The organism is Acinetobacter pecorum (assembly GCF_014837015.1).
In the GTDB taxonomy this organism is placed as follows: domain Bacteria; phylum Pseudomonadota; class Gammaproteobacteria; order Pseudomonadales; family Moraxellaceae; genus Acinetobacter; species Acinetobacter pecorum.
This window is the reverse complement of the sequence record NZ_JACSPT010000027.1, coordinates 1-14,913: the sequence shown is the minus strand read 5'-3', so window position 1 is coordinate 14,913 and position 14,913 is coordinate 1. Positions and strand designations below refer to the sequence as shown.

The following is a 14,913-nucleotide window of genomic DNA, read 5'->3' as shown; positions in this document are numbered from 1 at the left end:
TAGATTTATTATTGACTGTATTAAGCATGAGCTTGCTGCTCCTCTACTATGATCGCAGTGTCATGACTTGAAATACCTGACATCAAGACCCCAACATTTTCAGTATTGGTTTCATGGATAGGTATGGCTGGAGATAGTTCACCATTGGCCAAGACACAGAGACGATCACTGATTTCAAACAGCTCTTCTAATTCTTCTGAAATCACCAAAATGGCAACACCTTGTCGAGAGAGATCGATCAGGGTTTGCCGGATAAACATGGACGCGCCGACATCTACGCCCCAGGTCGGTTGAGCCACAATCAGGAATTTCGGGTTTTGCAGAATTTCCCGGCCTACAATAAATTTTTGTAAATTTCCACCGGACAAGGAACGTGCTTCTGCCTCTGGGCCACTGGCTTTCACTCCGAATTTTTCAATACAGTGCTGGGCAAAAAGCTTACATTGTGAAAACTTGATTAATCCCCATTGCGTCAGATTCTGCCGAAATGCAGTCAGCAAGGCATTCTGGGACAGCGTCATGTTCGGGACTGCTCCTCGACCCAGACGTTCTTCAGGTACAAAGCCCAGACCCAAGTCACGCCGTTGTCCAGGACTGAATCGGGAAATATCGATTTGATCCAGAACCATCCGGCCATATTTCAGGCTGTTTTCGCCCGACAATAAAGACAGTAATTCTGCTTGCCCATTGCCAGAAATCCCGGCGATTCCTACAATTTCGCCGGCACAAATATTTAAATTGATATTTTTCAGCGACACACCAAATGGGTCGTCGGACTGATAATCCAGATTCTCGACCTGGAATAAGATCTGTTTTTCACCTGTATATTCAGGGCGTACATAGGTCGGTAAATCACGGCCAATCATTAAGCGCGCTAAATCACTGGTGCTGTTGTCTTTGGGATTAACATTTCCGGTCACACGGCCATTACGCAAGATAGTCGCTTCATCACAGAGTTCTTTAATCTCATGTAATTTATGACTGATATATAAAATTGAAACGCCTTGGGAGGCCAATAAACGCAAAGTCTTAAACAGTTGCCGTACCGCTTGTGGTGTCAGTACCGAGGTGGGTTCATCTAAAATGATTAAAGCCGGGTTTTGTAAAAGGCAACGAATAATTTCGACACGTTGCCGCTCACCTACCGATAAAGAATGTACTTCGCGGCGTGGATCAATCGGTAAACCATATTGTTCTGAGACTGCAATAATTTTTTGACTTAGAGCTTTTAAAGGAATCTTTTCATCCAGTCCCAGCGAAATATTCTCCACCACGGTCAAGGTTTCAAACAAAGAAAAATGCTGATAGACCATGCCAATCCCGAGCTTTCTTGCCATCGACGGATTATCAATATGAACTTCTTTACCGTTCCAGAGGATTTGTCCCTGATTGGCTTTGGTTGCCCCATAAATGATTTTCATCAGGGTACTTTTGCCAGCACCATTTTCACCCAGAATGGCATGAATCTGTCCGGGTTGAACGGTTAAATGAATCTGGTCATTTGCTTTTAGTGAATTATAACTTTTACAGATATTAATGAGCTGTAAACGCGGTACACCTGAAGAAGCCATGTTCCTCTTTTGTATATGAGCAGATCTATCGTGTTGAGAGGTAATCATCAGTGCCCTATTCAATGCTGTGACAGTGCGGTATCCATCTGAAGCGTGCATGCATTCAGATGGATGCGGAAAGGTACATCAAAGTATTTAAAGTTTTTTGAATTGCAAAATGACAGAGCTTTATTTAGGTAATGAGCCCTCTACGCCCTTCACGTAGTAATTCATTTTACTTAGTGCTGCATCATCTAGGCGCTTGCCTTTTGCCAATACTAATGTGCCATCCTGTTTATGAAGCGGACCAGTAAATGGATGTACTGTGCCCTTTAAAAGGCCATCACGTACACTCAGCGCTTTTGCTTTAGAGGCTGCAGATACTGAAGGACCAAAGCTTTCGATATTTACTGCTTTTTGTTTTACGCCATACCACATGGCACTTGGTTTCCAGGTTTTATTGCTGACTTGCGTCATTACCGGAGTGTAGATTTTTTCCCAATGTAAAACCGATGCAGCAAGATGTGCTTTAGGGCCAAATTTGCTCATGTCAGAATCCCAGCCAAAAGCAAAGACACCTTTTTGTTCAGCCGCCTGTACCACTGCCGGAGAGTCGGTATTTTGCATCAGTACATCTGCACCTTGAGCAATCAAAGCTAGGGCTGCATCACGTTCTTTGCCCGGGTTAAACCATGAATTCACCCAAATGACTTTGGTTTTAATTTTTGGATTTACACTTTGTGCACCGAGGGTATAGGCATTGATATTACGGATAACTTCAGGAATCGGAAAAGACGCAACTACGCCCAATACATTATTTTTGGTTTTTTGCCCTGCGACCACACCCAGCATATAAGCACCTTCATAGGTGCGGACATCATACACTCCTAAATTTTTGCCCTGCTTATAACCGGTTGCATGCATAAATACGGTATTTGGAAATTGCTTGGAGACTTTCTCCATTGCATTCATATAACCAAATGAAGTCGCAAAAATAACTTTACTGCCTTGCTGTGCAAGGTTACGGATCACCCGTTCGGCATCTGCTGTTTCAGGGACATTTTCGATATAAGAGGTTTTATATTTTCCAGTTAGGGTTTTTTCAGCCTTGATGCGACCCTGGTCATGAGAATAAGTCCAGCCATGGTCGCTGGTTGGGCCAATATAAACAAATGCGGCTTTATCTTGGGCCTGAACATTGGCGACAGCGGCCATGCCCATTACACCACTTGTAATTAACACCCCTACCAATTTTTTCAATCCGGTTTTCAAGCTATTTTTTTCTTTCATTCTATTCTGCTCTTGGTTGTTCTGTGTCATGCAACACATGCTTTAAAATGACTTCACTTAAATGTGCTCAGTCTGTTCAATATATAATTAGCAATAAGCATTCCAGTTTTTATCAAAAAAAATAAAAATAGGATTTTAAAATAAGATATTTTTTCTTTTTTTATTTAATAAAAGCGTACCGCTGTTAAATTTATAAATACTAATTTTATAATTGATCCTAAAATTTAATTTGATGAAAGGATATTTTTTATTTTTGCTTATAAGTGGTGCGATAAAATAAAATGCCTTAAATTTGCGCATTCCTTTTTTTAATCTAAGCTTCATATTTTTCATGAGCAAAGATAAATGTAGATGATAGAACCATGTATTGAGCTTCATTGATGGAATGGAGTTATTTTTAATATAAGTTATTAATATTAAAATAGATTAATGGTTTTTTTTAATAATTGGATTTAGCTTTAATGCACCGAAATATTGATGTCTTACAGATATTATTCTTTTCTCTCCTCATTGAAGGAAGTTGGAACTAGCTAATTGAAGCTTGCTTAGATTGATTTATTTTAATTTCCAAATTTTGACAATATTAATCAATTTTAATTAAAGAATAAGGAGGTATAAATAATATTTTTATCATTTAAAGAAATATAAATAAAAACCACTATATTAAAATATAGGGTTTTTATTCAAAATTTAATCCATATTTTTAAATTTTAAGATATATTAGACAACATAACGTTTACTTAATCCCCACTCAGCTAAGATGCGACGGTAGGTCGTTGAAGAACGATCTGCTTCAAAATGCGCTTCCATGGAAATATCGAGCGGTAATTCTTCAGGTTTCTGGCTTTCCACCATGTCCTGATCTTCGGCAAAAATTTGTGCATTGAAGTCATATACCGCTTGTAGATCTCCTGTGGTATCGAAGTTGCGTGTCAGTGGCACAAATAAACGGGTTTTATTGTGTGAGACCGGGCAACAGGCATTGAGAATTTTTAATTGTCCCTGTTCTGGGAAATGTACGGTAAGTACTGCAGAAAACGGCGGATAGACATCAAATACACGTTTCCATAAAAAGCCTTCCGGTGCTAAATCTTGCATACCATGTGGATAGTTGCTGACACTGCTGACATATTCGGTATGCAGGCCGTAATCTGTACGTTCTGTCGTGTATTTGGGTACAACCTGATTTTCAGGATCTGCGAAAGAACCCTGATGAACCCAGGCAAAATGTGCAACATCAATAAAGCCTTCCAGTTGACGTCCACTCGAACCGGCAATATCCACAAACCGCGGTAAAATTGCCTGATGATCTGGCACCTCCCAGGTATCTAAAACAGGAAAATTGGCTTTTGCTTCGTCACGGCTAAAAATACTGGTCCAGATCAAGCCATATTTTTCCACTACAGGAAATTTGGTCAGAGAAAAACGCTCAGAAATGTTGGTCAGCTCAGGTTGTGCAGGAATTTTGATACATTTTCCCTGGCCATTGTAGTGTAGACCATGATATGGACAGACCAAGTTTTCACCCGAAACCCAGCCTTTGGTTAAGGGTACACCCCGATGTGGACAGAGATCACGGACCAGATGAATATCGCCACTTTCTGTTTTGTACAATGCCAGTTTGACATCAAGCAGGGTTACTTGTTGCGGTTGGATAGAAACGTCCTGAATCCGTGCAACCGGATACCAGTGACGAGCCAGAATTTCCCAGTCCTGATCATCAAACTGGCTATAGCAGGGTTTGTTGAATAAATTAATGACTGGAATTGCGTTCATATCAAACCTATATTCTTACTGTGGATGGTCTCTTTGTACAGGCCTTGAACATTGCAGAACTGTGCAATTTTGGCTTTGCTTATTATTGAAATTACTTAATTTATTGTCATTCTGTCTATTAGAATGATTCGTACTATTCATTCTTAAAATTAGAACACATCACCCATGTACAAATGTACTTGCCGATTAAAACTGCCTTCTTTGGCATAAAACTCGCATAAATACGGTTATCTCAAATATTGATATAAATAAATGGTGGTTCTTCGCTTGACTAAATTAATGAATACGCCTTTTTCCCGATTTTCAGAATATTTTATCGCGGTGGCGAAAACGGGAAGTTTACGCAAGGCCGCAGATCAATTATTCATTTCCGTGTCTGCAGTACATCGGCAAATTGCTTTGGCTGAAGAAGAACTGGGAGTTGTATTATTTGAGCGCTTGCCCAATGGTTTAAAACTGACTCTTGCTGGCGAATTACTCTATGCCGATGTTATGAAATGGCAAAAAGAATTCCAGCAAACCCGGATTCGCTTTGATGAAATTCAGGGGCTTACGCGTGGGACCATCGAATTCGGTTTAATTTCTGCCTTAAATGATGGTTTTGTCATGCAGTCCGTGCAATATATGTATGAACATTATCCCTGGATTAATTTTAATATCCGGGTCGCAGACAGTGAAATTGTAGCCAAAAAAGTGATTGAGGCAGATCTTGATTTTGGCCTGATCCTGAATCCAAAATCCCATCAACATATTGAAGTCCTCCATTTTCTGGAGCTGCCTTTAGGTTTTGTAATGGGTAAATCACATCCTCTTGCTCAAGCAGAAAAGATTTATTTTTCCGATACCTTGAACGACAACCATTTTATTCCGGCCGACCCCCTGATTATTCATGATTATGTACAGGCACTGTATAAACATCATCAATTTATACCTGCACGTAAAACGGAATCGAATGATATCCGCCTGATGAATACTCTCATTAAGGCGAATTCCGGGATTGGAATTTTTAGTTATCTCGATGTTTTACCCTATGTAGAGCGAGATGAAGTGGTCTTTAAACCTATCTCTGAAAAAGGGCTGCATCCGCTGACCATTGCCCTCTGTGTGGCGCCAAAACGCCAGATTTCACGTGTTTCCCAGTTGATGATCAAGCATATTATTGAACAAATGGAAGCCTTAAAAAGCAAGGTGCAGCAACTGTAGTATTTTCATACTTAAATAACAAAAACCGCGATGGTTAAAATCGCGGTTTCTAGATATGTGATGCCATTAATGAGGCTTAATCCAATGGATTACCCACAATATTGCTAATAATGCCTTTCATAATATGTGGGCCTTGCTCTTTACGCAGGTCTGCATACCAGTCTTTGGTAATTTGCTCATCTTTCATATGCGTGACATCACAACGCTTACGTGCACGTAGCAGCAATTCATTGGCGCGTTCATTGCGTTTATTCTGATAACGTTTCAGGGCATCTTCCAGACCTAGCGTATTAATTTGTAAGGCACGTGCCAGATAGACCGCATCTTCCATTGCCTGGCAACCTCCCTGCCCGATATCCGGTGTGGTGCTATGTGCCGCATCCCCTAAAATTACCACACGGCCCTTATAAAACTGGGTAAAAGGCTCAATATCATGGATTTCGACACGATTGGTTTTCTGCTCATCAATACTCTCAATCAGGTATTGAACCTGTGGGCACCAGCCAGAGAAATATTGCTTTAATAGGGTCTTATATTCCGAACGCTGATTTTCCAGACCTGCGGGCAATGGCACATCAAAGAAGAAATAAAAGCGATGCTCTGCCACAGGCATCAGTGAAGCACGTTTGCCTTCACCGACAAACGTGGTCCACTGCTGTGCAGGCGCTAAATCTTCAGAGATCTCAACCAGTCCGTTCCAGTTCACATAACCGGCATAACGACGCTCAACCTGTTTGCCCAAGACATACTGACGCGTTATGGAATGGGTACCATCTGCGCCAATCAATAATGCTGCAGAAGCAGTGCTGCCATCCTGAAAACCGATTTCGACGTGTTGCCCCTTATCCTCAATAGACACCATTTTTTTACCGAGCTGAATATCCTGCCGGCCAAACTCATCCATTAACATATTTTGTAATTCAGCACGCGATACCGGATATGGACGTTGACCGACTTCTTCAATTAACGGCGCCAGACTAAACTGCGTCATGACCTCACCATTCAAACCATCGATATAGGCTAAGTCATTCATCTGGCCACCTAACTTTGCAACCTGCTCAGTTAAGCCTAAATAATTCAAACATTTCACCCCGTTTGACCACAAGGAAATTGCAGCACCGACAGGTAAAATCTGTTCTGCCTGCTCATAGATAGTGACTTGATGTCCGAACTTTTTTAGTGCAATTCCTGTGGTTAATCCGCCCATGCCTGCCCCAATAATTGCAATTTCCATCTATTTCTCCTGGCTATTTCATCTTCATTGCCAGCTAAAATGCTAAAAACGTGCCATCCTTGAAAAAAAATGCACTAAAAAAATTGCGAAAGTTGGCATACGCTGTGCTTTTAAATTCCTTCAATGTCCTATTTTTATAAATACAGAATCAAATCTGGGTTTATAAAAGTGCATATTCATGTGACGTATAACAATGATGATGGAAATTTAAGATGGCGACCTTATTAGCTCCAATTTTTGATCTGCCTGCTCCAGTACAGCAGTTAACTAACCTTGCAGATGCGCGAATTGGCGCAGAAATTCTTGAATGTTCAGATGAGTTTTTTGCTGAAGCGAAACGCATGTTGCAGTTTGAGGCACCCGTCTTTATCGAAGACAAGTTTGATGAGCATGGTAAATGGATGGATGGCTGGGAAACCCGTCGCAAGCGCCACGCGGGCTATGATTGGGCCATCATTAAACTTGCTGTTACAGGTCAAATCCAGGCACTGGATATTGATACGACTTTTTTTAGCGGCAATTATCCGGCCTCTGCTGCTGTACAAGCATGTTATGCGCCAGATGGAAATCTTGATCAGGCAGAATGGATCAGCATTCTGGAAAATAATGTCCTAGGCCCCAGCCAACATCATATTTTTCAGATTTCAGCAAAGCAGATATTTACCCATGTCCGTTTGAATATTTATCCTGACGGTGGGATTGCACGTTTTAAGGTCTATGGTCAGGTAAAAATCGATCTGCAAGATTATGATCAAGTGCTGGATGTCTTGGCACTCGAACATGGTGGCCGTGTCGTTGCCTATAGCGATGCGCATTTTGGACATCCACGCAATCTGATTAATCCGGGGCGTGGCATTAATATGGGCGATGGTTGGGAAACCAAACGTCGCCGCGCGCCAGGATTTGACTGGTGCATTTTGGCCTTAGGTGCCAGTGCCCGAATCGAGAAAATTGAAATTGATACCGCCCATTTTAAAGGTAATTTCCCTGCCGAGGTTTCTATTCAAGCCATCTATGTTAAGGATGCAACCGATGAGCAACTCATTCCACAAAGCATGTTCTGGCCTTTTTTGTTAGAAGCCCAGCCCATGCAAATGGATTATATTCATCATTACATCAATGAAATTTTACAGCACGAAAAAATTTCCCATATTCGTGTCAACATGATTCCGGACGGTGGCATCAGCCGGATTCGGCTCTGGGGAAAATTGGCTTGAGTGATGAATGATATGTCTATGCAAAGTATAAAAATACAGCCTTTAAGCACGGAAAACTTTCTGCCTTTTGGAGAAGTCATTGCCTGTCAGGGTAATCATTATTTTCATATCAATGAGCAGCAGACTGAGCGTTATCATGCCTTGGCTGAAGTAGAAAGTGACACCAAGGTCGGAATGAGTATTTTTAGAAATACGCAAGCCACGGCAATTCCCCTTCATATCTCGATGCTGGAAAGACATCCTCTGGGTTCACAGGCTTTTATTCCAATGCACGGCCAGCAATTTTTAATCGTTGTAGCACCTGAACTTGATCATACACAGCCCGATCTCAGTCAGATTCAGGTATTTATCAGTGATGGTTCGCAAGGCGTGAATTATCATGCCGGAACCTGGCATCATCCTTTATTGACGCTTGAAGCCCCTAGTGAGTTTGTGGTGGTGGATCGTATAGGTAGCAGATCAAACTGTGATGTTTATACTTTTCCTGAAAAAATCCAGATAACCTTTTAAATGGATTAAAAAAGCCCTTATTATCAGGGCTTTTACTTATTTTTTCATCACTTTGCCTAGAAGTGATATTTCACCAAAGCACTGACATTATTTTCATCAGCATTCGGGATTCCGAATTTATTGTTCCAGACAGAATGTTCAACCCCCAGATACAGGTTAGTTTCTGGCGAAATGTGTTTGCCAACATTCCATTTCCATTGTGTCGTCCAGTTCATTTCGCTTTTATGATCATCTTCTGCTGTTGACCAATCCAGGAAGCCATCCACCAGGAATTCTTCAGTACCCAGTTTGAATGGCACGGCATAGGTGAGTGTCAACTGGTAATCATCATCAATACTCTCATTATTAGCTCGATAAAGATGAATACCGGCGTAACGGAAATATGGAATATCCAGATCGAAACCTACCCCATACAGGAAATTATCAAAACCCTCTCCACCTTCCCAGGTTGTTGCAATCAATACGTCTTTAACCGGACCAAAGGCAAGCTTCTGGCCTGATACTTCACCCAAACTTAATCGTGGTGAAAACTCAAAATAACTGGATTTAACATCATCTGCACCACGCATGCGGTCAATGAAGAAAAATACATCTGCATATTTTACTTTTGCCACATACTCAAAGGTGGCAGTCGCCTGTTTTTCATCGACCACCTCATAGTTTTCCCCATAAAGTCCGGTGACACTGAAGTCTTGCCAGACCGGTTTTGCCTGTGCGGATGCCGCACCTAATACAAGTAATGTTGCAGCAGTAAGTTGAGTGAATTTCATAAATAAGGGTCCCCAGTGGAATGAAAAAATCACGTTCTGAATTAAGCAAGAACAAAGCCAACTTTTTTAATTTTTGATAAAAAAACAGCCCATTTTCCGGGCTGCTTTTATTCTGGTTTAAATTTTCTAATGTGGAAGCTTTGCCACGACTTCGGCGGTTGCCGTACTTTTATTTTTAAATAAGTTTAGATGATTGAACAAAAGGTTGAGTAAAATGGCCATTAAGCAGGTTGAACTAATCCCCGAATGAAATAAGGTTTGCACCCATTTTGGAAAGTTGGCATAAAAGGAATGATCAATAATTGGAATCATGCCTGCTGCAATGGCAGTCGCAACAATGATGAGATTTTTTTGCTCGTTATAATCAATTTTAGCCAAGGTACGAATTCCGCTCGCAGCAACAGTTCCAAAAAGCACCAGACCCGCACCGCCCAATACAGGTACAGGAATGGCAGCAATTAAACGTCCCATAATTGGCAGTAAACCCAGTACGACTAAAATCATGCCACCCGCAGCGACCACAAAACGGCTTTTAATTCCGGTAATCGCCACCAAGCCAACATTTTGCGCAAAAGCACTTTGCATGAAGGAACCAAAAACCGGTGCCACCGCACTCGATAACATATCGGCACGCAAGCCATTCGAGATACGATCCGCATCCACTTGGGTACCTACAATCTCACCCACTGCAATGATATCTGCTGTGGTTTCGGTCATAATCACGAGAGTAACGATGAGCATGGAAATAATGGCAGTGAGCTCAAAAGTCGGTAGTCCAAAGGCGAAGAAGCTGGGTACCTGAATCCATGTTCCATTCGCAACTTTAGAGAAATCACCAAAACCAAATAAATAGGCCAGTACTGAACCAAAAACAATTGCCAGAAGAATGGACAAACGACGAATCGCGGCATGTCGGCTCAGATTCAGGCAAATCACTAAAGCCAATGTCATCAGTGCCAGACCAATATTTTCGACACTTCCCCATTCTGGTGCCTTGGGATTGCCGCCCATCATCCAGCGGACTGCTACAGGTAATAAAGACAAACCAATGATAGTAATGACGCAACCGGTCACTACAGGAGGAAAGAAACGGATAATTTTGGAAAAATAAGGTGCCAGAAAAAAACCGATCAATGAGGCGACAATGACTGCACCGTAGACGGCTTGCAAACCACCGCCTGTAGTCACAATCGCCACCATCGTCGTAACCCCGGCAAAAGAAACTCCCTGCACCAAAGGTAATTTCGCGCCGATATATTTCACCCCAACTGTTTGCAAAATTGTAGCTAAACCACCCACAAATAGCGCCGCTGCAATCAATAATCCAATTTGATAGGCTTCTAGGCCGGCTGCCGTTCCCACGATTAAAGGTGGTGCAATAATTCCACCATACATGGTCAGTACGTGTTGCAAACCATAAGCTGCACTTTTTCCCGCACCTAAATATTCATGTTCAGGTGATATTGTTTTACTTTGTTCTGTCATTTTTCTCACCCTCAAAGTCTAAATATAAAATCAGCTTCCGCGATATGTGGAGTACGCGAATGGGCTGATCAGTAAAGGAATATGAAAATGCTGTGATGCATCTTTTATATAAAAATGAATGACTGCTTTAGGAAAAAAAGTTTCTAAACCCAAATTTTCAAAATAGGCAGATGTAAAAAACTCAAGACTATAGATACCTGTTTTTAAATCGACCATGCCAAAATCACTGACGCGGCCGTCTGTATTGGTTTTTGCTTCCCTGATCAGGCGACCGTCTTCTGAAAAAAGTCGAACGACCACATCTGTTGCAGGTTTTCCCAGATGCGTATCCAGAATATGTGTGCTAATCATGCATGAAGCTCCTGAGCCAGTCGTGACAAGGCAATTTCTGCCAGTTGTTGATGCACAATACATTTCTCAATCTCTGGATCATTCTGCAAGCGAGATGTCAGGGCGTGAAGAACGGCTTCACTACTCAATCCAGCAGCTTTGATCAGAAAGATAAACCCATATTTTTTTTCATAGGCAAGATTGCCTTTAAGCAGTGCAAGCCGGGTATCGTCATCTGCGGCAATGCCGGATTGTTCACGGTTAGAAAAGCTCTTTTCGATTTCACTCAATTCAGCTTGTGCTTTTTTCTCGCCTATACGGGGATGATTATCCAGTGCAGCTTTAATCTCATCCCAGCGCCAGGTCGCCGCCTGTTGATTCGCTGCAGTCAAAACCTCTTCAATCGAGGCATAAGGACGCTTTGCGACAAGCTCGGTCGACCAGCTGGGTATTTGCACGCAGTGCTTTAAAAAGATCATCGCATCTTCTGTTGATGCTTGATTAAATTCAAAGAGTTGCACTATTCAATCGCCTGATTATATTGCTTGGTTATTAGCTGGTTTTGCAATAACAGTGCCAAATCTGAGTTTTCATGATTTTCATAAAGTGCATGACTCAAAAAAGAGCATTTAAACTGATATTTTCAAACATATTTTATGATTATGGCGCATGATAGTTATACCAGTGCTCGGCAATATCCCCACGGCGGCAAATCCAGACCTTGTCATGATTTTGAATGTAGTCCAGGAACTTTTGTAGTGCTTTAAAACGTCCCGGCCGTCCTAAAATACGGCAGTGCATGCCAATCGACAGCATTTTTGGCGCAGTTTCACCTTCGGCATAGAGCACATCAAAAGCATCTTTGAGATATTGATAAAACTGTTCCCCGCTATTAAAACCGCCCGGTGAACTGAATTTCATGTCATTGCTATCCAGGCTATAAGGAATAATCAAATGCGGACGTGTTTCCCCTGCCTGATTGGTCAAGGTGCTCCAAAATGGCAAGTCATCCCCATAGTAATCAGCGTCATATTTGATTTGAGGAAATTCAGCCAGAAGTTGACGGGTATTCGGACTGTCCCGACCGGTATACCACCCAATAGGTGCTGTACCAAACAGGCTTTCCAAGACACTGATTGCCTGATCCATATACTGACGTTCGAGTTGAATCGGCATGTCCTGATAATGTAGCCAGCGCTGCCCATGTGAAACGACATCATAATGAGCTGATTTAATCGCCTCGACTACATAAGGATTACGTATTAAGGCCATGCCGACTCCAAAGATGGTCATCGGCAAACCACGTTTCTGGAATTCCTGATGAATCCGCCAGAAGCCTGCACGTGAACCATATTCGTACATCGAATCCATCGACATATGTTTATCTGGAAAGCTGGCAGCACCAATAATTTCAGATAAAAACTGTTCTGACCCCGTATCACCATGTTCAATGTGGTTTTCACCACCTTCTTCATAATTCAGTACAAACTGTACCGCGACACGCGCGCCGTTTGGCCATTGCACTTTTGGTGGTTCGCCATGATAACCAATCAGATCACGCGAATAAGGTGCACTGCGAATGCTGTCAATAAGTTCTTGTCCGCATAAGTAGCTAGTCGTCACATCAATTCCTTGTCGATTCTGAGTAAATGATCAATGGTCTATACGCGTGATAAGCAATTTATGCGCCAAAGTAGAGCATTGAAAGTGAGAGCACGCTTTTTAAAAAAATATTTTCAGCGAGATTTAAGCTTAGAAATATCCCATCTCAATATTTGCGTGGTTGAATATAAAAAACTGGAATAGAGGCGTATGTTCATTTTTAATCGCCTGTCAGTGTTCTGATTTACACAATCCTATGTCCTGTTAATTGAAATTTCATAGAACACCTTGCTGTTTTATAGTCCAGCTAAAGGTCACTACACAGAATCCATCATGAATACAAATATCGCCACTTTTAGTCCCGACTTACCAGTCCATATGACATTCGAGGAACATGACTGGCACCTCTTGGCTCAGTACTGGTATCCGATTGCACTTGCGTGCGATGTTACAGACCAGCCAACAAGTAGCATGCTGCTGGATATGCCGCTGGTGATTTATAAAATGAATGATGAACTGGTGGTAGCGAAAGATGCATGTCCGCATCGCGGTGTACCTTTAAGCTTGGGGAAAAATGACGGCCAAGGCGTGGTGTGTCGTTATCACGGTTTACGCTTTGGCAGTACAGGTAAATGCAACCGTATTCCTGCCCATCCTCAGCATAAAATATCGGAGCGTTTCCATCTGAAAACTTATGCTGCGGTAGAAAAGTATGGTCTGATCTGGTGTTCGTTAAGCGCTGAAAAGGATGCAGAACCTCATATTCCTCATATTCCTCATATGCCTTTTTGGGATGATGCTGAGTATCAGCAACTGGTCTGTCCTCAGATAGACATTCAATGTTTTGCAGGAAGACAGCTCGAAGGTTTTATTGATGTGGCACATTTTGCCTGGGTGCATCCAGATACTTTTGGCGATCCGGACGATGTAGAAGTTCCTGAGTATAGTACGACAGAAACGGAGTTCGGTTTTAACGCAGATTACATCAGCAGTGTAGGACGTTATCCGATTGGAACCGAACAACGTGGCCAGGAAGATTTTAAATGGTTACGTCATTTCGAAGTCAGCCTACCCTTTACTGCAACACTTACGATTCATTTTCCGAATGATGCCAAGCAGGTCATCATGAATGCGGCTTCACCGATGACTGCACGTTCAACACGACTTTTTGCACCTATTTGCCGCAATTATGATAAAGATTTGCCGATTGAAGATGCCTATGCATTCAATATGAAAATCTTTGAAGAAGATCGTGTCATTGTGGAAAACCAGAAACCTGAATATTTACCTTTGGAATTATCTTTAGAAGCGCATTTTCCGGCAGATCGGAGTTCAAGCATGTATCGAAAATTGTTACGTAAACAGGGATTCAGCCCTTTATTTGCGATGTAGAAACTTAAGCACAAGAGAAGCGACTTGAGACAGGTTTTTCAATATGTCTCTTTTTCTCTATAACCCCCTATAATACTTTTCCGGGATGGGCCTGTGTTATAAGTATCTTATCTGACTTTAGCGGATTGAATTGTTTCCGAGCATAATATGTGTTCAGAACTAAAAACTATGAGCGTTGCTGGCTGAACATACAGCAACTTCATCTCCACTCAATCCTTGTTCGGTGAGCCAGTAATTGCTATATCAATACGGTCACGTTCACTTCACTCTTGTGAGCGAGACCAATTTCACCATCATTTTTGGATTAAGTCGTTCCGATTCGTATGTATAAAAAGATATTGCAAAAAAATGAGGATATTTTCCCTCCCTCATCAGCGCTTTGGTTTAATTTCTAAAAATGCGGATTTAAAATAAAAGTATTGCTTTAATTGCATCTTATAGTATATAGAATAATGTAAATTACGAAATAAAAACCAAGAAACTCAAGTCGTGATTTATTAAATATAAAAAATTAATTTAATAATAATTATAATGATAAGACATTTGTTTATTTT

13 protein-coding genes are annotated in these 14,913 nt (G+C 41.6%); 4 read left to right on the top strand and 9 right to left on the bottom strand.

Annotation, left to right across the window (positions count from 1 at the left end):
* Nucleotides 1-20: 20 nt before the first annotated feature.
* From H9629_RS14480 to H9629_RS14470, 3 genes are all read right to left on the bottom strand, one after another.
* The gene (locus H9629_RS14480; protein ID WP_191731370.1) at nucleotides 21-1,619 is read right to left on the bottom strand and encodes an ABC transporter ATP-binding protein; all 1,599 of its coding nucleotides are present in this window, start codon (nucleotides 1,617-1,619) and stop codon (nucleotides 21-23) included.
* Nucleotides 1,620-1,739: 120 nt separating this feature from the next.
* Entirely contained in the window at nucleotides 1,740-2,840 is a 1,101-nt protein-coding gene (locus H9629_RS14475) for a BMP family ABC transporter substrate-binding protein (protein ID WP_191731369.1), read from the bottom strand.
* A gap of 720 nt (nucleotides 2,841-3,560) precedes the next feature.
* Nucleotides 3,561-4,616, bottom strand: coding sequence for an aromatic ring-hydroxylating oxygenase subunit alpha (locus H9629_RS14470; RefSeq protein ID WP_191731368.1), 1,056 nt, complete (start codon nucleotides 4,614-4,616; stop codon nucleotides 3,561-3,563).
* Between the two features lie 279 nt (nucleotides 4,617-4,895).
* Between H9629_RS14470 and H9629_RS14465 the strand changes: the two genes are divergently transcribed.
* Entirely contained in the window at nucleotides 4,896-5,819 is a 924-nt protein-coding gene (locus tag H9629_RS14465) for a LysR family transcriptional regulator (RefSeq protein ID WP_191731377.1), read from the top strand.
* A 76-nt stretch (nucleotides 5,820-5,895) separates the two neighbouring features.
* On the opposite strand, the gene hpxO is transcribed toward H9629_RS14465, so the two are convergent.
* A complete protein-coding gene (gene hpxO, locus H9629_RS14460) occupies nucleotides 5,896-7,053 on the bottom strand; it encodes an FAD-dependent urate hydroxylase HpxO (RefSeq protein WP_064096812.1) in 1,158 nt (385 codons plus the stop codon).
* Nucleotides 7,054-7,265: 212 nt separating this feature from the next.
* On the opposite strand from hpxO, the gene alc reads away from it, so the two are divergent.
* Both alc and H9629_RS14450 read left to right on the top strand, forming a co-directional pair.
* Nucleotides 7,266-8,270, top strand: coding sequence for an allantoicase (gene alc / locus H9629_RS14455; protein ID WP_064096811.1), 1,005 nt, complete (start codon nucleotides 7,266-7,268; stop codon nucleotides 8,268-8,270).
* Between the two features lie 12 nt (nucleotides 8,271-8,282).
* The gene (locus tag H9629_RS14450) at nucleotides 8,283-8,780 is read left to right on the top strand and encodes an ureidoglycolate lyase (RefSeq protein WP_191731367.1); all 498 of its coding nucleotides are present in this window, start codon (nucleotides 8,283-8,285) and stop codon (nucleotides 8,778-8,780) included.
* A 56-nt stretch (nucleotides 8,781-8,836) separates the two neighbouring features.
* Here H9629_RS14450 and H9629_RS14445 read toward each other — a convergent pair whose 3' ends face one another.
* The 5 genes from H9629_RS14445 to puuE form a co-directional block, all read right to left on the bottom strand.
* Nucleotides 8,837-9,550 carry an outer membrane protein OmpK gene (locus H9629_RS14445; protein ID WP_064096810.1) on the bottom strand — a complete coding sequence of 238 codons (714 nt, stop codon included), beginning with the start codon at nucleotides 9,548-9,550 and terminating at the stop codon, nucleotides 8,837-8,839.
* 126 nt (nucleotides 9,551-9,676) lie between these two features.
* Nucleotides 9,677-11,035 (bottom strand): nucleobase:cation symporter-2 family protein, encoded by a 1,359-nt coding sequence (locus tag H9629_RS14440; protein ID WP_191731366.1) that lies wholly within the window; start codon nucleotides 11,033-11,035, stop codon nucleotides 9,677-9,679.
* 30 nt (nucleotides 11,036-11,065) lie between these two features.
* Nucleotides 11,066-11,386, bottom strand: a complete 321-nt coding sequence (gene uraH, locus H9629_RS14435) for a hydroxyisourate hydrolase (protein WP_064096808.1) — start codon at nucleotides 11,384-11,386, stop codon at nucleotides 11,066-11,068.
* A complete protein-coding gene (gene uraD, locus H9629_RS14430; protein ID WP_064096807.1) occupies nucleotides 11,383-11,886 on the bottom strand; it encodes a 2-oxo-4-hydroxy-4-carboxy-5-ureidoimidazoline decarboxylase in 504 nt (167 codons plus the stop codon). The genes uraH and uraD overlap by 4 nt, the downstream gene beginning before the upstream one ends.
* Before the next feature lie 139 nt (nucleotides 11,887-12,025).
* On the bottom strand, nucleotides 12,026-12,988 hold the full coding sequence (gene puuE / locus H9629_RS14425) for an allantoinase PuuE (RefSeq protein ID WP_191731365.1): 963 nt from the start codon (nucleotides 12,986-12,988) through the stop codon (nucleotides 12,026-12,028).
* Between the two features lie 312 nt (nucleotides 12,989-13,300).
* Here puuE and H9629_RS14420 point away from each other — a divergent pair, with 312 nt between their 5' ends.
* A complete protein-coding gene (locus tag H9629_RS14420; RefSeq protein WP_064096805.1) occupies nucleotides 13,301-14,359 on the top strand; it encodes an aromatic ring-hydroxylating oxygenase subunit alpha in 1,059 nt (352 codons plus the stop codon).
* The last annotated feature ends 554 nt before the right edge of the window (nucleotides 14,360-14,913 follow it).

Excerpts from the sequence above, each read along its gene's own strand:
- H9629_RS14480 (WP_191731370.1), bottom strand. The coding sequence starts at position 1,619 with ATGATTACCTCTCAACACGATAGATCTGCTCATATACAAAAGAGGAAC.
- H9629_RS14475 (WP_191731369.1), bottom strand. The coding sequence starts at position 2,840 with ATGAAAGAAAAAAATAGCTTGAAAACCGGATTGAAAAAATTGGTAGGG.
- H9629_RS14470 (WP_191731368.1), bottom strand. The coding sequence starts at position 4,616 with ATGAACGCAATTCCAGTCATTAATTTATTCAACAAACCCTGCTATAGC.
- H9629_RS14465 (WP_191731377.1), top strand. The coding sequence starts at position 4,896 with ATGAATACGCCTTTTTCCCGATTTTCAGAATATTTTATCGCGGTGGCG.
- hpxO (WP_064096812.1), bottom strand. The coding sequence starts at position 7,053 with ATGGAAATTGCAATTATTGGGGCAGGCATGGGCGGATTAACCACAGGA.
- alc (WP_064096811.1), top strand. The coding sequence starts at position 7,266 with ATGGCGACCTTATTAGCTCCAATTTTTGATCTGCCTGCTCCAGTACAG.
- H9629_RS14450 (WP_191731367.1), top strand. The coding sequence starts at position 8,283 with ATGTCTATGCAAAGTATAAAAATACAGCCTTTAAGCACGGAAAACTTT.
- H9629_RS14445 (WP_064096810.1), bottom strand. The coding sequence starts at position 9,550 with ATGAAATTCACTCAACTTACTGCTGCAACATTACTTGTATTAGGTGCG.
- H9629_RS14440 (WP_191731366.1), bottom strand. The coding sequence starts at position 11,035 with ATGACAGAACAAAGTAAAACAATATCACCTGAACATGAATATTTAGGT.
- uraH (WP_064096808.1), bottom strand. The coding sequence starts at position 11,386 with ATGATTAGCACACATATTCTGGATACGCATCTGGGAAAACCTGCAACA.
- H9629_RS14420 (WP_064096805.1), top strand. The coding sequence starts at position 13,301 with ATGAATACAAATATCGCCACTTTTAGTCCCGACTTACCAGTCCATATG.